This window comes from Comamonas sp. UBA7840 (assembly GCF_002501455.1).
GTDB lineage: Bacteria > Pseudomonadota > Gammaproteobacteria > Burkholderiales > Burkholderiaceae_C > Comamonas > Comamonas jiangduensis.
This window is the reverse complement of sequence record NZ_DLTI01000016.1, coordinates 1-20,364: the sequence shown is the minus strand read 5'-3', so window position 1 is coordinate 20,364 and position 20,364 is coordinate 1. Positions and strand designations below refer to the sequence as shown.

Genomic DNA, 20,364 nt, shown 5'->3' with positions numbered 1-20,364 from the left:
AACTATTCACAGAATACAAAGAGTTTGTTATGGATGATCGAGGTCTGAACGACGCCGCCATTTTGCTGATGTCCTTGGGTGAGGAAGAGGCGGCTGAGGTGTTCAAGCACCTGTCGCCCAAAGAAGTGCAAAAGCTGGGCGAAACCATTGCGCGTATGCGCGGGGTGTCCAAAGAAAAAGTGGACTTTGTGATTGCGCGCTTCACCGATGACTGCGCCGCACAAAGCCTGCTGGTGGAAGATGCCAGCGACTACGTGAAATCGGTGCTGCGCCGTGCGTTGGGTGATGACAAGGCGGCGCTGCTGCTTGACCGCATTTTGCAAGGTGGCGATGTTTCAGGCATTGAAAGCCTGAAGTGGATGGATCCGGTGTCGGTGGCTGAATTGCTGCGCAATGAGCACCCACAGATCGTGGCGGCTATCTTGGTGCACCTGGAGTTCGATCAGGCGGCGGCTGTGTTGATGCAGCTGCCAGAGCGCTTGCGCAGCGAAGTGGTGCTGCGTGTGGCGACCCTGGAGGGTATCCAGCCTTCGGCCCTGAAAGACTTGAATGAAGTGCTCTACAAGGTGTTGGCCGGTGGCGACAAGATTCGCAAGACCTCACTGGGTGGCGTGAAGACGGCGGCCGAAATGATCAACTTGCTGGGCGGCAATGCCGATGTGGCCGTGCTGGACACGATCCGCAATTACGACGCGGACTTGGCACAGAAGATCATGGACAAGATGTTTGTGTTTGACGACCTGGTCAAGCTGGACGACCGTTCGCTGCAGCTGGTGCTGCGCGAGGTGGCTTCCGAGACGCTGATCGTGGCGCTCAAGGGGGGCTCTATGGAAGTGCGCGACAAGATTCTGGCGAATATGTCCATGCGCGCTGCCGCAGCACTGCGCGAAGACTTGGAAGCGCGTGGCCCTATGCGTTTGTCCGAAGTCGAAACGCAGCAAAAGGAAATCCTCAAGGTGGTGCGTCGCCTGGCCGACGAGAACCAGATCACGCTGGGTGGTGGCCCAGAAGACAGTTTTGTCTAAGGCACACATCCAGCGTACGAGTAGGCGAACATGACCCGTTTTATTCCCAGCGAAGAAATCGACCACCAGCATGTGCGGCAATGGCACTTTGGTGGTGTGCGCAGCGGCACTCTCCATGGCTTTACCGCCATGCCAGAGATGACGCTGGATCCCGCATTGTTGCCCCCTGCGCCAGAGGTGGAGGCTCAGTCGCAGCCCGCCTCTGCAGAAGAGGCACCTGACGAAGTTGTGCAGGCCGAGGAGGTGGAGCCTGCTGCGCCTTCTTATTCCGAAGAGGTGTTGCAGCAGCAACTGGAGCAAGCGCGCCAAGAGGCGTACCAGCAAGGTCTGGAGCAAGGTCAGCAGCAGGCAGCCCAAGAGTGGCAAGCGCGCATGGCGGACTACCAGAACAATCTGGGACGTGAAACCGCGCAGCGTTTGAGCGAAGTGCTGCACGCGGCGCAAATAGGTTTGCAAGGTTTGCAGCAGCAAATAGCGCCGGATCTGCTGCAGCTGGCCTGCGATATTGCCCGGCAAGTGGTGCGCCAAGAATTGCGCTGCAATCCGCAGGCTTTGCAGCCTGTGGTGGCAGAAGCACTGGACATGCTGGGTGCAGAAACCAAGCCTGCACTGGTGCGGTTAAACCCCGAAGACTTTAAAAACTTGGAAGCGCATTTGCGCGCTGCGCTGCCCAACCCCAAGGTGGAATGGCTGGCCGACCCCAGCGTGGCAGCGGGTGGCTGCATGGTGGAGAGCCAGGGCGCGCACATTGATGGCAGCCTGGAGCGCCGCTGGCAGCGTGCGGTAGCAGCGTTGGGTCTGGTGTCTACCTGGTATGAGGGTGCTCCGCATGGCAACTGAGCAAGTGCAGATAGATGCACCGATTGCACCGCTGAAAGCGATGCTGCGCGTAGGGCGCGAGCGTGTGAATCAGCCTTTGCCTTTGCACAGCCACGGAACCTTGACCCGTTTGACGGGGCTGGTGCTGGAAGCCAGCGGGCTGCGTGTGCCCGTGGGTTCGCAATGCCATTTGCAAATGCCAGGTGCAGAGCCTGTCTTGGCCGAAGTGGTGGGGTTTGCGGGCGATAGAGCATTTTTGATGCCTGCGGGCGATATTCAAGGCTTGTCGTGCGGCGCTACGGTCACACCGGCAGAGCCGTTTGCACCGCCCCTGCGCTGGGGGGATACCGAAGCGCCAACGCTGGCGACGGGCATGTTGCGCTTGCCGATGGGCGATGGTTTGCTGGGGCGGGTGGTGAACTCGCAAGGGATTCCGCTGGATCATGCAGGCGCATTAGATAACGTGGTGGCCGAGCCGCTGGACCGCGAGCCCATCAACGCCATGGAGCGCGCACCTGTGCGCGAGAGCTTGGATACGGGTGTGCGTGCGATCAACAGCTTGCTGACCGTGGGCCGTGGTCAACGCCTGGGGCTGTTTGCGGGTTCGGGGGTGGGTAAGTCGGTGCTGCTGGGCATGATGGCGCGCTACACCAAGGCCGATGTGATCGTGGTGGGGCTGATTGGCGAGCGTGGCCGCGAAGTGAAAGAGTTCGTGGAAGACATCTTGGGTGCCCAAGACCGTTCGCGGGCGGTGGTGGTGGCGGCCCCTGCGGATGCGCCGCCTTTGCTGCGCATGCAAGGCGCCAGCTATGCCACCGCGATTGCCGAGCATTTTCGAGACAAAGGCAAGCATGTGCTGCTGCTCATGGATTCGCTCACCCGCTATGCACAAGCCCAGCGTGAAATTGCGCTGGCGATTGGTGAGCCTCCTGCAACCAAGGGCTACCCGCCATCGTGTTTTGCCAAATTGCCTGCACTGGTAGAGCGCAGCGGCAATGGCTTGAACGGCGTGGGCTCGATCACGGCTTTTTATACGGTGCTGTCAGAAGGTGATGACCAGCAAGATCCGATTGCCGACGCATCACGTGCGATTTTGGATGGGCACTACGTGTTGTCGCGTGCATTGGCGGAGCAGGGGCATTACCCCGCCATTGATGTAGAGCAATCCGCTTCGCGGGTGATGCACAACGTGGTCTCACAAGAGCACTTCGAGTTAGCTAGACGCTTTAGAGCCGTCTATTCGCGCTATCAAAAAAGCAAGGATTTGATACAAGTAGGAGCCTACGTTAGCGGCTCTGACCCGCAGGTGGATGAGGCGATCCGTTTGCAGCCTGCGATGGCGAGTTTTCTGCAGCAGACGATGTTTGAGTCTGCTTCGATGGAAGAGAGCCTGGCGCAGATGGCTGCGGTGTTGAATCCGCAAAATTGATAACCAGAGGGATGTGGAATGTCGTCACTCAATGCATTGATGATCGCCATTGATATGGCAGTACGTAAACGCGATGAAGCGCGCAATGCGCTTCGTGAGCGTCAGCGTGCCCATGACGCGGCCAAGTCCCAGATGGAGCAACTGCAAAGCTATGCCCTTGAGATGCAGCAGCGCTGGGGCGCCAGCGAAGGGGCCACCATGAAGCCGGAAGTGATGCTGCATCACCGGCAGTTCATGGATCGCTTGCAGCATGCGATGGATCTGCAAGTCAAGGTGATGGCTGATCAAGCCATTCGCTTGGAGGCAGCACAAAAAGCCTTGATGGCGACCGAGCTGCGTTTGACCAGCTTGAACAAAGTGGTCGAAACGCGTCGCCGTGATATCGCGCTGGCGCAAATGCGCCGTGAACAGAAACAAACCGATGAGCGCGCGGCGCTGCAGTTCATTGGGCGAACTTTTGGTTTGCAGTTCCAGGAGGTCTAACCATGGATATGAAGCAAGCTATTGCACCCACAGCGACCAAGTCGCCCAAGCCGCAAACCCCAGAAAAAATAGACAAAGCCAAAGAGGTAACAGAAGGCCAGACGTCAGCGCCTGTGTTTTCGCAGTTGCTGCAAGGCTTGCAAGATGCTGAGGCAGGCACAAGTACCCCCTCCTTCGGGGCGCAGGCAATCGACCTGGCGGTGCCGCCGGATGCAGCCCTGTTGACCGATGCGCTGCAATCCTTGCCTTTGGGGTTGAGCTTGGAGAGTTTGGTCGGCCAAACTCAGCAATTGGACAAATTGGATGCCGATGCGGCATTGCAAGATGGCAGCTTTTTGCAGGCCAAACAAGATGCAGGCTTGTTGTGGGCCACCGCGGGCGGTTTGATCGCGGGGGCACAGCCTGATGTGGCTGTGGGGCAGCGTATAGCGACCGTTGCCGCGGGTGTGCAGTCGGTGGTGGCCGCGCCCGTGCAGACCGGGGCATCTGCTGCTGTGGCAGTCGCTTCCGCCGTGCTGGCAGAAGCGACGGACCTCGCAGACGCGGTGGCGCAGACCGTATCAGAGGGCTTGTCTACGGATACGGATGCACAAGGTCGCGTGGCGTTGCACGGTGCTTGGAAGCTGGAAGACCCGCAAATGCCTGTAAACCCTGCGTTGCAGCGCTTGATGGGGCAGGTCGAACAGTGGGCTGCCGCCAGCGCAGGGGCTCGGCCCCAAGCTGCCGAGCGCAGCGAAAGCGCAAAAAGTGCTGCCAATACGGCAGAGTGGCTGTCTGCTGGGCAGGGTAGCGGTACCCGCTTGACAGAGGCCGCAGTGCAAGAGGCGCAGTCTGCGCAAGATGCGATGCTGGATCCCCAAGCGGAAGCGCCAGTGGAAGATATGCGCTTTTGGCTGCAAGGGAAGAACCAGCGCGCGGAAGTCGTGTTGGAAAAAGATGGGCAGCCTGTACGGGTTCAAGTATCGGTGCGCGGCAATGAAGCCCATGTCACCTTCCGGGCGGACCAGGCGCAAACACGTGAATTGTTGGATGCCAGCTTGACGCAGCTGCGTGAAATGCTAGAGCAGCAGGGTGTGCAACTGGCGGGTGTCTCGGTGCAAGCCGACGGCCAGGGGCAAGGCGGTAATGGATCGCCCCAGCAAGGTTCGCGCAATCCTTGGGAGGCTTCGCCGGTGCAGCAGGCGCAGGTGGCAGTCCCGGTGGTGCCGGAGGTGCCTGCAGCGCGTTCACAGCGCGCCCAAGGCCTGGATTTGTACGCTTAACCTCGTTGTGCAAGGCCCTTCGCCAAGCAGAGAAAGCGAGTGACGGGCTCAGACGATTGATTTGCTGGATATTTGCGCCTTTTATTCTGGCTATGATTTCTGGCTTTCAAGAAATAATCAGCCTATAAGCACGTGTTACGTGCGAGCGCTTAGCGCAGGTTCAGTTCAAGGTTGGTTTGCCAACTTTCTTTATCCATCAAGGAATACAACGTGGCCGCAACCAATTCTGCCGCCGCTCCGGCGCCAGCCAAGAGCAAGAAATTGATCGTCATCGGCGCTTTGGTCGCCTTGCTCGTTGTCGCGGTAGCGGCGGTCTTGCTGGTGATGACAAACAAGTCGCAGGGGGACGTGTACGGTGAGGATGCCCCCGCCAAAACTGCCACCCTGGTTCCCACTTTCCTGCCACTGGAGAATATGGTGGTGAATTTGGCAGACCCGGGCGGTGACCGTTTTGCGCAAATTGGCATCACTTTAGAGCTGCAAGACGAGGCCACGAGCACGCTGGTGAAACAGTACATGCCCAGTATCCGCAACGGTGTCTTGATGCTGGTTTCGCAACGCACGGCCGATGAGTTGCTGCTGCGCGAAGGCAAGGAAAAGCTGGCGGCAGATATTTTGCGCGAAGTGACGCGTCCGCTGGGCGCTGGTTCTGCGCGCGCAGACGCTGCAGAGCCAGAGGATGACCGTCCACGCCGTCGCAGCAGCCCGGTTCGCCGTGTGCTGTTCTCCAGCTTCATTATTCAGTAAGCGCGAGGAGCAACGGCATGAGTGATTCTTTCCTGTCACAAGAGGAAGTCGACGCCCTTTTGGAAGGGGTGACGGGCGAGCGCCAGAAATCGGATATCGAAGACGTTGATGAGAGTTCGGTTCGCAATTACGACATTTCGAGCCAAGAACGTATCGTCCGGGGGCGTATGCCCACCATGGAAATTGTGAATGAGCGATTTGCCCGCAATTTCCGTATTGGTCTGTTTAACTTCATTCGCCGCAGCCCTGAAGTTTCAGTGGGCACGGTGACTGTGCAGCGCTACAGCGCTTTCCTGCGCCGCCTGGCTGTGCCCACCAACTTCAACATCGTTGCCATTCGCCCTTTGCGCGGCAATGGTCTGATCGTGTGCGAGCCTTCGCTGGTGTTCGGCATCATCGATACCTTGTACGGTGGCGCGGGCCGTTTGCAAACGCGTATCGAAGGCCGCGATTTCTCTGCCACCGAGCAACGCGTGATCAATCGTCTGGTCGATGTGATCAGCGAGGAATACAAAAAAGCGTGGCACGGCATTTACCCGCTGGAGCTGGCTTACCAGCGCTCGGAAATGCAGCCGCAGTTTGCCAACATTGCCACTCCCAGTGAAATTGTTGTGTCTACTGCGTTCCAGCTGGAAATTGGCGATGTGTCGGGCTCGATCCATGTGTGCATGCCCTACGCCACGCTGGAGCCCATCCGCGACATCTTGTACTCGTCTACCCAAGGCGACTCCATGGAAGTGGATCGCCGCTGGGTGAAGGTGCTGAAGCGAGAAATTCAATCGGCGGAAGTGACGCTGGTGGCAGAGCTTGCGCGCGCCGAAGCTACGGTGGAGCAGATGCTGGCCATGAAGCCTGGCGACTTTATCGAGCTAGACCGCCAGCCACGGATTCGTGCATCGATTGGCGGCGTACCAATTTTTGAGTGCCAGTACGGCACGCACAACAACAAATATGCCGTGCGCATCGAGCAATGTTTGCGCGGTGTGGATGGAAATTCGACCGGAGAGACGAATGGCAACTGACCCAAACAACAACGGCAGCGTTCCAGGTGATGATCCCTTCTCGGATTGGGCGGAAGCGCTGGATGAGCAAAAGCAGACCGACGATGCACAAGCAGCGCTGGATGCAGAGCAAGGTGGCCCATTGAGCGGCAACCCCGCCTACCCTGCGGGAACAGCGGGCACCGAAGTGCCCGTGAACGACATCAATATGGTGCTCGACATTCCCGTGCAGTTGTCGGTGGAGTTGGGCCGCACCAAGGTGCCTATCAAATACATCTTGCAACTGGCACAAGGTTCTGTGGTGGAGCTGGACGCCTTGGCTGGCGAGCCCATGGACGTGCTGGTCAATGGCTATCTGATTGCACAAGGTGAAGTGGTGGTGGTGAACGACAAGTTCGGTATCCGCTTGACCGACGTGGTGACACCTTCGGAGCGCCTGCGCCGCGTCAGCCGTGGATAACACCGGCTTTACCTCCTCGCTGCTGGTGCTGCTCGTCATGATCGGTGCGTTGGCCTGCCTGCCCTGGTTGCTCAAGCGCTGGCAGCAGCGTCAGCAAGCGGGGCGCAATGTCACGGGCACCAGCGCGCAGGTGTTGGCATCGGTGGCGGTGGGGCCGGGCCAGCGCGTGGTGACGGTGGAGGTGGGGCATGGCGCACAAAAAACTTGCCTGGTACTGGGCGTTACGGCCCAAAGCATTCATTGTTTGCACGTTCTGGGGCAAGCTGCTGCGCAGCAGCCCGCGCCTGTGAGTTTTGCAGGTGCAATGTCGCAAGCCCAAGAGGGCGTGCAAGCTCCGCAATCATGAGAGCACACATGCGATTCGGCTTTTTTGCCACGAAGGCCCCTTGGGCCGCAGCAGCCGCCGCTTTGGCGGCTTTTTGCTGGATGCCCGCCGCCCTGGCGCAAACTGCTGCGCCCAGCTTGCCGATCCTGGTGGGATCGGGCAGCGGCGGGAACAGTTTTTCCGTGCCCATTCAGACCTTGCTGTTCTTTACGGCCTTGTCGTTTTTGCCTGCCATTTTGTTGATGATGACGGGCTTTACCCGCATCGTGATTGTGCTGAGCCTGCTGCGCCAGGCGCTGGGTACGCAGTCTTCGCCGCCCAACCAGGTGATCATTGGTCTGTCGCTGTTTTTGACCTTGTTTGTGATGGGGCCGACGCTGGATCGGGTGTACGAAGAGGCTTACTTGCCGTACACCAAGAACACCATGCAGTTTGAAGAGGCTGTCAAAAAAGCCGAAGTGCCCATGCGTGAGTTCATGGTGCGCCAAACACGCCAGACCGATTACGCGCTGTTTGCGCGCCTGGCCAAGCTGGAGCCAGGCACCCAGATTGAAGATGCGCCCTTTCGCGTGGTGGTGCCTGCATTTGTGATCAGTGAGCTGAAAACGGCGTTTCAGATCGGCTTCATGATCTTTATTCCGTTTTTGATCATCGACATGGTGGTGTCATCCATTCTGATGTCGTTGGGCATGATGATGCTCTCGCCCGTGCTGGTGGCGCTGCCGTTCAAGATCATGCTGTTTGTGCTGGCCGATGGCTGGAACCTGATGATTGGCTCGCTGGCCTCCAGCTTTGCCATCTAGACCTGAAAGGCTTGTGTCATGACGCCCCAAATGGTGTTGACCTTCGGTCGCGAAGCGCTGACCTTGTTGCTGATGATTTCACTGCCGGTACTGCTGACGGTGCTGGCGGTGGGTTTGGTGGTCAGTATTTTTCAGGCCGTCACGCAGATCAATGAAAACACCTTGTCGTTTGTGCCCAAACTGGTGGCCGCAGTGCTGGTGTTTGCAGTGGCCGGCCCGTGGATGTTGAGTACGACGGTGGATTTCATCCGCCGCACGATTGAAAACATCCCGAATGCGCTGGGCTAGCTAGGTACACAGAAAGAAGGCGCAGGCGTGATCGGTATTTCCGAAGAGCAATTGATGGCGTGGCTCTCACCCATCATCTGGCCGTTTTTGCGCACCTTGGCTATGTTCACGGCCGCGCCGGTGTTTTCGCAAAAAGCCATTCCCATGCGGGTCAAGGTGGGGCTGGCTTTTTTGGTGGCCGTGTGCGCCCAGGCGGTGCTGGACCAGCCCAGGGTGGCGGTGAACTCACCGCAGGCGCTGACATGCGTCATCCAGCAAGTGGGCATTGGTTTGGCGATTGGTTTTTCTGCCCGTCTCATCATCGCCGTGATGGAGGTGGCTGGCGAAGCGATTGGCCTGCAAATGGGGCTGAGCTTTGCGTCGTTCTTTGACCCCACCAGCGGCGCGCAACTCAGCGCCGTTTCGCGCTTTCTGGTGCAAATCTTCACGCTGTTTTTTATCGTCGTTAACGGCCACTTGGTGGTGCTGATGGCAGTCATCAAAAGCTTTGATGCTTTTCCCGTGGATGGCTCGTTCTTGCAGGCAGTGGCCCAAATGCGCATTCACGAGCTGGGCAGTGCCGTGTTTTCCAGCGCGCTGTGGATTGCCCTGCCCATGATGGCGCTGCTGCTGTTTGTGAACCTGACCATGGGGGTGATTGCGCGCATTGCGCCACAGATGAACGTGTTTGCCGTAGGCTTTCCGGTCACGTTGACGGTGGGCATGCTGGGCATTACGGCCACTTTGCCCATGATGGAGCAGCCTTTTTTGAGCATGATTGACCGAACGCTGTCGATTTTTGGTGTCTAGAAAACGACTAAAAGTAGAGCGGCTGGCGCTTGAAAATAAAGGACTTCAAGATGTTTTTCATCTGGAGTCCTTTATTTTTAACCGCTACCAGCTATGGTTTTAGACCAAATTGTTCCGGATGGCGTACACCGTCAGCTCAGCGTTATTGCCCAGTTGCAGCTTCTCCAGCACGCGGGCGCGGTAGACGCTGACGGTTTTGGGGCTGAGCATCAGCTCCTCGGCAATGTCCGTCAGGCGCTTGCCGGTGGCAATTTTTTGCAGGGTTTGCATTTCGCGCTCAGACAGGGACTCGTGCGGCACTTCAGGCGCAGGCTGGGAGAAACTGTCGGCCAGCATCTGCGCCACTTCCGGAGTGAGGAATTTGCGCCCCATGCTCACCACGCGCACGGCTTCCACCAGTTGCAGCGGATCGCCTGCTTTGTTGGCATAGCCGTGGGCGCCGGCCTTGAGGCAGCGCAGTGCGTACTGGTCTTCCGGGTACATGGAGACCATCAGTACTTTGATTTCGGGATAGCTCTCGCGCACGCTCACCAGCACTTCCAGTCCATTGCGCCCCGGCATGTTGATGTCCAGCAGCAGCACGTGGCAGGGGGTGGCGCGTAGCACTTCTCGCAACTCGGTGTAGCCGGCGGCCTCTGCGCGTACCTTGATATCCGTCGCTTCGGACAGCGTGTCACGGATGCCCCGTCGCAGTACGGCGTGGTCGTCGCAAATCACAACATCAATCAATATGTCACCTCTAGGAAAGCTTCTCAGCGACGTAAGGTGCGCAGAAAAAGCCTATGTCCAGTCCTGCGCACGCAGCTATCTTACGGGAGCGGGATGGAAACAATAATGCTCGTGCCTTTTCCGACCTGGCTGCTCACGTCTAGCCAGCCGCCCACGGTGCGTGCTCGTTCTGCCAGGCCGCGCAGTCCAAAAGCCTTGGGCTTGCTGCGCTGCTCGGCCCCCATGCCACGCCCGTTGTCACGCACTTCCAGCGTCAAATGCCCCTCGGCGTTCGACATATCAATGTGTACAGCCGTAGCGTGCGCATACTTGCTGACATTGGTCAGCGCTTCCTGGGCCGTGCGGTACGCGACAACCTGTACCTCCGAGGGCACCTCAATGTGAGAGGGGGCATCCATGCGCACCACGATGCCTGTGCGCCGCTCAAAATTCTCTGCCAGCCATTGCACCGCAGCCACCAGCCCCTGGTCCAGCACGGGGGGGCGCAAATTCATCATGATGCGTTGGCTGGCGCCCAGAGCGTGTTGCAGCATCTCCAAGGCTGCCCGGGCGTGCTCCTGCACCTCGGGCGCTGTCGCATTTCGGTCAATCCACGACAGATCAAATTTGACGGATGTCAAAGAACCGCCAATGTCATCATGGATCTCGCGGGCAATCGCAGCACGCTCTTGCTCAATCGATTGCTGCAGATGCTCTGTCAACTCGGCCAGTTGGCGCTCCGAGCGCTCCAACTCCTGCATGGCTTGGTCTTTGGCCAGCCGCGCCTCGTGCACTTCGAGGGCGCGCAGCAGCACGTGGGGCAGGCGTGCCATGTCGTCTTTGAGCAAGTAATCGGCAATGCCCTGGCGGATGGCGTCAACGGCCGCGGTTTCTCCAATCGCGCCCGAAAGCAAGACAAAAGGCGGGCATTGCGCCAGCGTGCGTGCGCGTTCCCAGGCATCGAGCGCGGTAAAGCCCAGAAGATGGTAGTCAGCCAGCACCAAATCAAACCTTTGCAATTGCAAGAGCTTGATAAAGTCCTGCAAGTTATCTGTGCAGGAGATGTTGCAGATGATGCCCGCTTTGCGCAGCGTGATTTGCGCCAAGCGCTGATCGGCAGCGGAATCTTCAAGGTGCAGCAAAAGCAAAGGCTTCTGCGCTGGATTATCAGAGCCGTTGGGCGCTATCATTGGATACATCTTGGAACATACTTGTCGGGTGTGGATTCCTTCATGCCGTGAGCGCGCGCTTTTGTGAGTACGCCATAGGCCAAACAATGGCTTGTGAGTGCCAGAAAAGCATGCTGCGGGTGCCCCCATCTTGGAGAAACAATGCAATCAACGCAAACGCCATCTACAGAGCCTGTTGTGCAGGTTCCTGTCATGGTTGCGGCTGAATTACAGGATTCCCTGTTGGTTGTGATGCGGGATTTGCACAGGTTGGAAGGCTTGCTCAATCATGCCACGACGAATTTGTTAGAGCGCTTCAGCGAAGCCAATGTTTTGCTCTCCGGAGACAGCGTTGGTGCAGAACCTGGCGTAGATGCGGCGCGCGCCGCATTGCGCAGCGCGGTGACGGAGCTGCAGTTCCATGACATGGCAACACAGCTGATTGTGCATACCACCCAGGTTTTACAGGGCTGTGCGTTCCGCCTAGCCTCGGAGACGATGGGCCGTGAAGAGGACGAGCTGGATGCCCCCATCATGGCCCTCCAACCCGATCGCCCCAACCCCGTTACGCAAAGTGAGATGGATGCAGGTTCAATTGAACTGTTTTGATCTCAAGCGCTTACACACACTCAAAACTTAAAAGTCCGTTGGAGTTTTACATGCATACGATCCTCGCTGTTGATGACTCTCCATCCATGCGAAAAATGGTCTCTTTCACATTGACAGGGGCCGGCTACAAGGTGGTTGAAGCCGTTGACGGTATGGACGCTTTGGAAAAGGCTGAGGCACAGCATATTGACCTGGTGCTGGCAGACCAGAATATGCCCCGCTTGGATGGGATTGGCCTGACGCGTCGTCTGCGTGAGCATCCGCGTTTCAAAGGCACGCCCATTTTGATTTTGACGACGGAGTCCAGCGATCAGATGAAACAAGCCGGTCGCGCGGCAGGGGCAACAGGCTGGCTGGTGAAGCCGTTTGATCCCAACCGGTTGATTGAAGTATTGCAGAAGGTGATTCGCTAAGACAGTTCAGCGGATGCTAATAACAAGATAGGAACCGACATGGCGGATACACATCAAGGCGGAGCGGAAGCGGACTTCGACCTGACTCAGTTCTATCAGATCTTCTTTGAAGAAGCTGGTGAAAACCTCGACCAGATGGAGCAGATGCTGCTGAACCTGGATTTGAGCGAGGCCAATGACGAAGAGCTCAATGGCATCTTCCGTTGTGCGCACTCCATCAAAGGCGGCTCGGCAACCTTCGGTTTTTCGGATGTCGCAGAGCTGACCCACAAGATGGAGTCGTTGCTCGATCGTTTGCGCCGCCACGAAATCAAAGCCATTCCGGAGATGGTGGATGTCTTGCTGGAATCGGCAGATGCTTCACGCAGCTTGCTGGCCCGCCACCAGGCGGGGGGCGAAGGCGATGTGCTGCCGACCGCAGATTTGGTCGCGCGTATTAGCCGATTAGCGGCTGGCGAAGGGGCGCAAGTAGCGGCATCTGCGGCCCCTGTCCCGGCCCCCGCCCCAGCGGTGGCAGCCCCCGCTCCAGCACCTGTGGTGCAAGCCGCGCCGCAGCCTGCCCCAGCGGCTCCTAATGGTCTGCGTCACCTGCACATCAAAATCGGGCCTTTGGAGGTGATCGAGTCTGTGGATGCGGTCAAAGAATTGTTCCGCGACATTCCCGGCTTGGGCAGCATAGAGGATTTGCCATGTGATGAGCCCCAGACGCGCTTGTTCGCTGTGCAAACGCACTCCACCGACGACGATTTGCTGGATCTGATGGCGTTTCACGTGTCGAAAGAGCAGGTGCGAATCAGCTCCCAGGATGCGGTAGCTGCCGCTACGCCGGTGTCCGCTGCTGCGCCGGTTGAAGCCAATTCTGAAGCCGCTGCGGAGGTGCACTCCGCAGATGAAGTGACCCACCCTGCTGCTGCCGTGCCAGAAGGCGAAGCCTATGGCATTTTCGACGGTGCACCGGGTGCGCCTTCCATCAAACCTGTGGCTGCGGCTGCCAAGACCGCCACCCGCCCGAACATGGCGCAGATGGAATCCACCAGCATCCGTGTGGATGTGAAAAAGGTGGACCAGCTGATCAATTTGGCCGGTGAGCTGGTGATCATTCAGGCCATGCTGGCACAAAACAGCCGTGCACTGGATCCTTCTGCCAACCAGCAATTGCTGGCGGGGTTGGCAGATTTGGATCGCAACACGCGTGACTTGCAAGAAGCGGTGATGTCGATCCGCATGATCCCCATGTCTACCGTCTTCAGCCGTTTCCCGCGCATGTTGCGTGATCTGGCGAATAAGCTGGACAAGAAGATCAACCTGGTCACGCAAGGTGAGGCCACCGAACTGGACAAGGGCCTGGTCGAAAAGATCACAGACCCATTGACGCACTTGGTGCGCAATAGTCTGGACCACGGGATTGAGTCTCCCGAGGATCGCATCAAGGCTGGCAAGTCTGAAACTGGCACCTTGACCCTGGCGGCTTCGCACCAGGGCGGCTCTATCGTGATCGAAGTACGCGATGACGGTAAGGGTATGAACCGCGAAAAAATCCTGAAGAAGGCGCGTGAGCGGGGCATGGATGTGTCTGACAGCATGCCCGACAGCGAAGTCTGGATGCTGATTTTTGCGCCGGGTTTCTCCACGGCCGATGTCGTGACGGACGTGTCTGGCCGTGGCGTGGGCATGGACGTGGTGCGCAAGAACATTGCCGCACTGAACGGATCAGTAGAGATCGATTCGGTGGAAGGTGTGGGCATGCGGGTGTCGATTCGCTTGCCGCTGACGTTGGCCATCATGGATGGTATGTCGGTAGGGGTCGGCGAAGAGGTCTACATTCTGCCGCTGTCTTCGGTGGTGGAGTCCTTCCAGGTGAATGCGGCAGACGTCAGCAGCGTCACGCAGGGCTCGCAACTGGTCAAGGTGCGTGACGAATACATGCCTGTGATCGAACTGGAGAAAGTGTTCGGCGTGCCGCGTACAGAAGCCAGCCAGCGCAGCGACATCATGGTGGTGGTGGAGTCTGACGGCAGCCGCGTGGCGCTGCTGGTGGACGAGCTGCTGGGGCAACACCAAGTGGTGGTGAAGAACCTGGAGAGCAACTACCGCAAGGTACCGAATGTCTCTGGCGCCACGATTTTGGGTGATGGCACGGTGGCTTTGATTTTGGACACCAGCAGTTTGGTGCGCCGCGCGCGTTGAGCGTGAGGCAGAGTAGTGAATGGCAGGCCGCGTGGCTGTAGCGACAGACAGGCGGCGGTTAAACAAAGTTTTTGGTGGTTTGAGGGTGTTGAAAAAGCCCTGCCGCTTTAGGAGAAAGCAATGAGCATCATGGGAAAGAATGCGGGGAGCAAAGCCTCGGGTGCCCGCGAATACTTGACCTTCCGTTTGGGCGATGAGGAATACGGCATCGACATCCTGAAGGTGCAAGAAATCCGTGGCTATGAGCAGCCCACACGCATCGCCAATGCGCCGGAGTTCATCAAGGGCGTGGTGAATCTGCGCGGCACCATCGTGCCGATTGTGGATATGCGCCTGAAATTCAACTGCTCAACCGTGGAGTACAACAGCTTCACGGTGGTCATCATCTTGAATTTGCGCAATCGCGTGGTTGGCATTGTGGTCGACTCCGTGAGCGATGTGATGGAGCTGGCACCTGAGGCCATCCGTCCCGCACCAGACATTGAGAGCGCCATTGACAATGGCTGCATCTTGGGCCTGGGCTCTGTGGGTGATCGCATGCTGATCTTGCTAGACATTGAAAAGCAAATGTCGAACGTGGATATGGGCCTGGTGGCGCCTGTCGAGTAATCGACACTGCGTTTTAGGTTTCTGGCAGCCTGCCTTGGCGCGGGTTGCCAGGTTTTGGCAGCGCTTTGCCATGCGCCTCAATTGGGTGATCACTATTCATGCTTCGCACTGCTCCACACACTGACACCGCACAGGCCTCTGGACCGATGTCGCAGGGCCGCGAGTTCACATGGACTTCGGCAGATTTCAGTCGTGTACAAGCGTTGATTTACAAGCATGCGGGCATTAGCTTGCATGATGGTAAACATGCCATGGTGTACAGCCGTCTCTCGCGCCGCTTGCGGGAGACCGGTTATGAAAGTTTTGATGACTACCTCACTTGGCTGGAAAAGCAAGGGGATGCCCGTGAGTGGCAAGAGTTCGTCAACGCCCTGACTACCAACCTGACCTCGTTTTTTAGAGAGCAGCACCACTTCGACATCTTGGCGCAGCACCTCAAGAGCAAGCCTGCCAGCACGCCATGGCGCGTATGGTGCAATGCGGCCTCCACCGGTGAAGAGCCTTACTCGATTGTGCTGACGGCACAAGAAGCACTGGGGCCGAATGCCAACTTCAAGCTCACGGCCAGTGATATTGATTCCAAGGTGCTGCAAACGGCCTCCAATGGCGTCTACCGGATGGAGAACGTCAAGAGCCTGAGCCAGGAGCGGTTACATAAATTCTTTATGCGTGGCAAAGCCTCAAATGCGGGCATGGTGCGCGTGAAGCCAGAGTTGCGCCGCATGATCGATTTCATGCAGGTCAATTTGATTCGTGACGACTGGCCCTTCAAGGAGCCGTTTGACATTGTGTTTTGCCGCAACGTCATGATTTATTTCGATGCTCCCACGCAGCGCAAAGTCCTAGAGCGGATTCACCGTGTGATGAAACCCGGTGGCATGCTGTTTGTAGGGCATGCAGAAAACTTCAGCGAATCGCGTGACCTGTTTATCTTGCGCGGCAAGACCGTGTATGAGCGGGTCTAAATTGAATTGCCGCGTGCATGCCCAGCACCGGATTGCAAAGGTGCAGCCATGAGTACACAGCCGTTTGGTGCCAGTGGTGCATCTTGGGCCGCGCGCCAGCCGTTGCAGGCTGGGCTAAGCACGGCAGGGTTGGAAGCGCTGCGCAAGCGACCGCGCAAGCCGGGCGAAGCCTCTTTTTTCTACTTTGACCATCACTTCCAATACCACGCGGTCAAAGTGCTGCCCGGTGAATACTTTGTCACTGGGGAAAACATCGTCATCTGCACGGTGCTTGGCTCATGCATTGCCGCCTGTCTGTGGGATCGCACCCTGAACATTGGTGGCATGAACCACTTTATGCTGCCCGAAGGCGATAGCGCAGATGTCAGCGGCCGTTATGGCTCCTTTGCGATGGAAATGCTGATCAATGAAATGGTCAAGCTGGGCGCGCGGCGTGAGAGCATGCAGGCCAAAATTTTTGGGGGTGGTCAGGTGATGGCCAACTTCACTACCATGAATGTGGGGGAGCGAAACACTGATTTCGTGACCCAGTATTTGCAGACCGAGCGGATTCCGATTGTTTCGGAAGATGTGCTGGATATTTATCCGCGCAAGGTCGTTTATTTTCCTGCCACCGGCAAAGCCATGGTCAAACGTTTGGCCCATGCGCATCCAGAAGCCTTGGTGGAACAAGAACGTTTACGAGGCAGTGCGGCGCAGTTGGCCAAGACCAACGCGGGCGGCAGCGTGGACTTGTTTTGAGTGAGGGTGCAGTAAGAATGAATCGCAAGACTCGTGTGATCGTGGTGGACGACTCTGCGCTGGTGCGCAGTTTGCTCGCCGAAATCATCAACCGTCAGCCGGATATGGAGTGCATTGGCACGGCCAATGACCCTCTGGTCGCGCGCGAGATGATTCGCGAAAAAAATCCGGACGTGATCACGCTGGACATCGAGATGCCCAAGATGGACGGCATCGATTTTCTGGGGCGCATCATGCGCCTGCGTCCTATGCCGGTGCTGATGATCTCCACCCTGACCGAGCGCGGTGCTGAAATCACCATGCGCGCGCTGGAGCTGGGTGCGGTGGATTTTGTCTCCAAGCCCCGCGTGGGGGTGGCCAATGGGCTGAGCCAGCTGTCCACCGAAATCGTCGAAAAAATTCGCATCGCTGCTTCGGCGCACGTGCACCGCATGGTCAAGCCAGCGCCTGCCGCGGTAGAGCACGGCGCAGCCCCCGTGGTCAAGCCAGCCCTCAGCAGTGCCACCTTGCTGGGCAAGTTGTCCACGGAAAAGCTGATTGCGATTGGTGCTTCGACGGGGGGCACCGAGGCCATCCGGGAAGTGTTGACACAAATGCCGGCCGATGCGCCGGCGATTGTCATCACCCAGCACATGCCGCCGGGCTTTACCACCAGTTTTGCGGCGCGCCTGAACAGCCTGTGCCAGATCACGGTGAAAGAAGCCACCCATGGTGAGCGTTTGCTGCCCGGTCACGCCTACATTGCCCCGGGCGGCAAGCAGTTTGCGATTTCGCGCAGTGGCGCCAACTATGTGGCCGTGGTGGATGAGCAAGCTCCGCCGGTGAATCGCCACAAGCCTTCGGTGGAAGTGCTGTTCAAATCCGTGGCGCAGTTTGCGGGCCGCAATGCCACGGGCGTCATGCTCACCGGCATGGGTGCCGATGGCGCAGCGGCGATGCGCGAGATGAAAGACGCGGGCAGCTACAACTATGTGCAAGACGAGGCCAGCTGCATTGTGTTTGGCATGCCGCGTGAAGCGATTGCCCACGGCGCTGCCGATGAGGTGCTGCCTTTGACGCAGATTGCCCCCGCGCTGCTGGCCAAGCTGCGCGCATCGCCCGACGTGCGCCACCGCATTTAAGCCTGTATATAAAAAAGGAGCTGCTAGCGCCTTTGAATCAATGGTTTCAAATAGTTTTCTATCTGAAACCATTGCATATCAAGCGCCAGCAGCTCCTTTTTTTTCTATCGCTATCACGCTATCAGTTGGACAGCGCTTCCCAGCGTTCCAAGGCGATCATCAGTGCGGCATCAATCTCACCATCGCGGGTGTGCAGTTGCATGGCGCGTGCATTGTCTGTTGCGTAGAGTGTGCCGTCCTCCAATGCCTTGCGGATTGCGGCTTGCTCGGTTTCCAGGGTTTCAATCTGGGCGGGTAACTGTTCCAACTCGCGCTGCTCTTTGTAGCTGAGCTTGCGCTTGGGCACTGCGGGCGCAACAGCTGCGGGAGCCGCTGACGTTGCAACTGGGGCTTTGGCAGCAGACTTGCCGGCATCTTTTTTGGCGGCTTGCTCTTGCATGGCCTTGGCACGCTTGGACTGGGTCAGCCAGTCTTGCACGCCACCTTCGTACTCGCGCCATTTGCCGTTGCCTTCGTAGGCAATGGTGCTGGTGACCACGTTATCTAAGAAGGTTCGGTCATGGCTGACCAAGAACACCGTGCCGTCATAGTTTTGCAGCAAGTCTTCCAGCAACTCCAGCGTGTCAATGTCCAGGTCGTTGGTCGGCTCGTCCAGCACCAGTACGTTGGTCGGACGGGCAAACAGACGGGCTAACAGCAAGCGGTTGCGTTCACCACCCGAGAGGCTGCGCACGGGCGAGTTCGCACGGGCGGGCGAGAACAGGAAGTCACCCAGATAGCTCTTGACGTGCTTGCGCTGGTTGCCAATTTCAATCCACTCACTGCCGGGGCTGATGAAATCTTCCAGCGTGGCATCCAAGTCCAGGGCGTTGCGCATCTGGTCAAAATAGGCCACGGTGACGTTCGTGCCCAAACGCACGGTGCCCCATGGGCTGTTGCCGGGCTCGGGTGCAGGGGCGTTGGCAGGTGCTGGGTCAGGTTGCAGTTGGCCCAAGATCAGTTTGAGCAAGGTGGTCTTGCCTGCGCCGTTGGGCCCCAGTAGGCCAATCTTGTCACCGCGCAAAATCGTGGCGCTGAAGTCATCCACGATCACGCGGTCGCCAAAGGTCTTGCTCACATGGGTCAGTTCGGACACCAGCTTGCCGCTCTTTTCGCCACTGCTCACGTCCATCTTCACATTGCCTTGCGCCGTGCGGCGGGCAGCGTGTTCAGCACGCAACTCTTGCAGTCGCGTAATGCGGGCGGTGGCCTTGGTGCGGCGGGCTTCCACACCTCTGCGAATCCACACCTCTTCTTGCGCCAACAACTTGTCGGCTTTGGCGTTGATCACCGCCTCTTGTGCCAACTGCTCGGCCTTGTTGGTCACGTACGCCGCAAAGTTGCCGGGGTAAGACATCAACTGGCCACGGTCCAGTTCCACAATGCGCGTGGCTACGTTGTCTAGGAACGAGCGGTCGTGCGTAATCAGTACGATCGAACCCTTGAATTCCTTGAGCAAACCTTCCAGCCACTCAATCGAATCCAAATCCAAATGGTTGGTAGGCTCGTCAAGGAACAACACATCGGGCTGCATCACCAAGGCCTGTGCCAAAGCAACACGCTTGCGCACACCGCCCGACAAGCTGCTCACTTTGGCTTCCGGGTTCAAGTGCAGGCGCTGTAGCGCTTCTTCTACGCGCTGCTCCCAGTTCCAAGCGTCCTGTGCCTCAATGCGAGACTGCAGCGCATCCAGATCCACGCCTTCCGCGCCCGATAAATACAGGTCGCGGATAGCCGCGACTTCTGCCAAACCTTCAGAAGCAGATTCAAAGATGGTGTGCTCTGGATTGAGGTTGGGCTCTTGAGCCACATAGGCAATACGAACGCCAGACTGCACTTGCAAAGTGCCGTCATCCGCATGTGCCATGCCTGCCAAGATTTTCAACAGCGAAGACTTGCCGGTGCCGTTGCGCCCGATCAGTCCCACGCGTTCATTGGTTTCCAGAGAAAAACTGGTGTGATCCAGCAGTGCCACATGCCCGAATGCGAGCTGTGCGTCTATTAAGGTAATAAGTGCCATGTTGTCGCCATTATCCAAGGCAGCGCAAAGCGCTGCCTCAAGCCCTGCCATCGAGATGGCAGGGCTTGAAAAGGTTTTTTCTAAAAACATGGCCGAACGGTGCTATAGTTCGGCTCCTTGCTAGCGCAGACAGTTGTTTTGCGAAAGTTGCTGAAAAGGTCTTTGCAGGAAATTCTGCAACACTCAAAAAGTGATGTACAATGCGGGTCTTCGTTGAGCAGTTCAGCTGCTTGATAAAGATGATAAAGATTAAAAATTCTTTTTCAAACACCAAAAAATTGGTGCTACAATACAAGGCTTCGCTGATCGCAGCGAGTCAGGTTTGAAAGAAATTTCAGACGGTATTCTTTAA

Annotated in this window: 22 protein-coding genes; 19 read left to right on the top strand and 3 right to left on the bottom strand. The window is 57.7% G+C overall.

From position 1 onward, the window contains the following. The first annotated feature begins 29 nt into the window (after window positions 1-29). The 12 genes from fliG to fliR all read left to right on the top strand — a co-directional run bounded on the left by fliG (window position 30) and on the right by fliR (window position 9,431). A complete protein-coding gene (fliG, locus tag B3R00_RS04700; protein WP_219163611.1) occupies window positions 30-1,025 on the top strand; it encodes a flagellar motor switch protein FliG in 996 nt (331 codons plus the stop codon). Window positions 1,026-1,055: 30 nt separating this feature from the next. Further along, window positions 1,056-1,865, top strand: a complete 810-nt coding sequence (locus B3R00_RS04695; RefSeq protein WP_286997736.1) for a FliH/SctL family protein — start codon at window positions 1,056-1,058, stop codon at window positions 1,863-1,865. A gap of 40 nt (window positions 1,866-1,905) precedes the next feature. After that, complete coding sequence (gene fliI / locus B3R00_RS04690) at window positions 1,906-3,273, top strand: flagellar protein export ATPase FliI (protein WP_286997831.1); 1,368 nt, start codon at window positions 1,906-1,908, stop codon at window positions 3,271-3,273. 18 nt (window positions 3,274-3,291) lie between these two features. Next, a complete protein-coding gene (gene fliJ, locus B3R00_RS04685) occupies window positions 3,292-3,756 on the top strand; it encodes a flagellar export protein FliJ (RefSeq protein ID WP_286997734.1) in 465 nt (154 codons plus the stop codon). Between the two features lie 2 nt (window positions 3,757-3,758). Next, on the top strand, window positions 3,759-5,018 hold the full coding sequence (locus tag B3R00_RS04680) for a flagellar hook-length control protein FliK (protein ID WP_286997733.1): 1,260 nt from the start codon (window positions 3,759-3,761) through the stop codon (window positions 5,016-5,018). A gap of 210 nt (window positions 5,019-5,228) precedes the next feature. After that, a complete protein-coding gene (locus tag B3R00_RS04675; RefSeq protein ID WP_286997732.1) occupies window positions 5,229-5,765 on the top strand; it encodes a flagellar basal body-associated FliL family protein in 537 nt (178 codons plus the stop codon). A 17-nt stretch (window positions 5,766-5,782) separates the two neighbouring features. Continuing rightward, window positions 5,783-6,787, top strand: a complete 1,005-nt coding sequence (gene fliM / locus B3R00_RS04670) for a flagellar motor switch protein FliM (RefSeq protein ID WP_219163617.1) — start codon at window positions 5,783-5,785, stop codon at window positions 6,785-6,787. Next, complete coding sequence (fliN, locus tag B3R00_RS04665; RefSeq protein ID WP_219163618.1) at window positions 6,777-7,226, top strand: flagellar motor switch protein FliN; 450 nt, start codon at window positions 6,777-6,779, stop codon at window positions 7,224-7,226. Before fliM ends, fliN begins: the two co-directional genes overlap by 11 nt. Window positions 7,227-7,263: 37 nt before the next feature. Next, window positions 7,264-7,572 carry a FliO/MopB family protein gene (locus B3R00_RS04660; protein WP_376747660.1) on the top strand — a complete coding sequence of 103 codons (309 nt, stop codon included), beginning with the start codon at window positions 7,264-7,266 and terminating at the stop codon, window positions 7,570-7,572. 8 nt (window positions 7,573-7,580) lie between these two features. Further along, complete coding sequence (gene fliP, locus B3R00_RS04655; protein WP_370892292.1) at window positions 7,581-8,354, top strand: flagellar type III secretion system pore protein FliP; 774 nt, start codon at window positions 7,581-7,583, stop codon at window positions 8,352-8,354. 18 nt (window positions 8,355-8,372) lie between these two features. Further along, window positions 8,373-8,642 (top strand): flagellar biosynthesis protein FliQ, encoded by a 270-nt coding sequence (fliQ, locus tag B3R00_RS04650; protein WP_219163619.1) that lies wholly within the window; start codon window positions 8,373-8,375, stop codon window positions 8,640-8,642. Between the two features lie 27 nt (window positions 8,643-8,669). Further along, window positions 8,670-9,431: a flagellar biosynthetic protein FliR gene (gene fliR / locus B3R00_RS04645; protein ID WP_286997728.1), complete on the top strand. Its 762-nt coding sequence runs from the start codon at window positions 8,670-8,672 to the stop codon at window positions 9,429-9,431. A 99-nt stretch (window positions 9,432-9,530) separates the two neighbouring features. Here the strand turns inward: fliR and B3R00_RS04640 are convergent, their stop codons facing one another. Together B3R00_RS04640 and B3R00_RS04635 are read right to left on the bottom strand one after the other, a co-directional pair. Further along, window positions 9,531-10,160, bottom strand: coding sequence for a response regulator (locus tag B3R00_RS04640; RefSeq protein WP_284214396.1), 630 nt, complete (start codon window positions 10,158-10,160; stop codon window positions 9,531-9,533). Window positions 10,161-10,240: 80 nt separating this feature from the next. Then, window positions 10,241-11,329 carry a hybrid sensor histidine kinase/response regulator gene (locus tag B3R00_RS04635; RefSeq protein ID WP_376747659.1) on the bottom strand — a complete coding sequence of 363 codons (1,089 nt, stop codon included), beginning with the start codon at window positions 11,327-11,329 and terminating at the stop codon, window positions 10,241-10,243. A gap of 141 nt (window positions 11,330-11,470) precedes the next feature. Between B3R00_RS04635 and B3R00_RS04630 the strand changes: the two genes are divergently transcribed. From B3R00_RS04630 to B3R00_RS04600, 7 genes are all read left to right on the top strand, one after another. Next, window positions 11,471-11,917, top strand: a complete 447-nt coding sequence (locus B3R00_RS04630) for a hypothetical protein (protein ID WP_286997723.1) — start codon at window positions 11,471-11,473, stop codon at window positions 11,915-11,917. A gap of 50 nt (window positions 11,918-11,967) precedes the next feature. Next, window positions 11,968-12,330 carry a response regulator gene (locus tag B3R00_RS04625; RefSeq protein ID WP_219163624.1) on the top strand — a complete coding sequence of 121 codons (363 nt, stop codon included), beginning with the start codon at window positions 11,968-11,970 and terminating at the stop codon, window positions 12,328-12,330. Window positions 12,331-12,369: 39 nt separating this feature from the next. Beyond that, window positions 12,370-14,517, top strand: a complete 2,148-nt coding sequence (locus B3R00_RS04620; protein WP_286997722.1) for a chemotaxis protein CheW — start codon at window positions 12,370-12,372, stop codon at window positions 14,515-14,517. A 120-nt stretch (window positions 14,518-14,637) separates the two neighbouring features. Continuing rightward, a complete protein-coding gene (locus B3R00_RS04615; protein ID WP_174862276.1) occupies window positions 14,638-15,126 on the top strand; it encodes a chemotaxis protein CheW in 489 nt (162 codons plus the stop codon). A gap of 98 nt (window positions 15,127-15,224) precedes the next feature. Further along, entirely contained in the window at window positions 15,225-16,091 is an 867-nt protein-coding gene (locus B3R00_RS04610; protein ID WP_246253922.1) for a CheR family methyltransferase, read from the top strand. A 102-nt stretch (window positions 16,092-16,193) separates the two neighbouring features. Next, a complete protein-coding gene (cheD, locus tag B3R00_RS04605; RefSeq protein WP_376747661.1) occupies window positions 16,194-16,832 on the top strand; it encodes a chemoreceptor glutamine deamidase CheD in 639 nt (212 codons plus the stop codon). Window positions 16,833-16,849: 17 nt separating this feature from the next. Then, window positions 16,850-17,953, top strand: coding sequence for a protein-glutamate methylesterase/protein-glutamine glutaminase (locus tag B3R00_RS04600; RefSeq protein ID WP_286997717.1), 1,104 nt, complete (start codon window positions 16,850-16,852; stop codon window positions 17,951-17,953). Window positions 17,954-18,074: 121 nt separating this feature from the next. On the opposite strand, the gene B3R00_RS04595 is transcribed toward B3R00_RS04600, so the two are convergent. Beyond that, a complete protein-coding gene (locus B3R00_RS04595) occupies window positions 18,075-20,012 on the bottom strand; it encodes an ATP-binding cassette domain-containing protein (protein ID WP_286997716.1) in 1,938 nt (645 codons plus the stop codon). Window positions 20,013-20,364 lie beyond the last annotated feature (352 nt).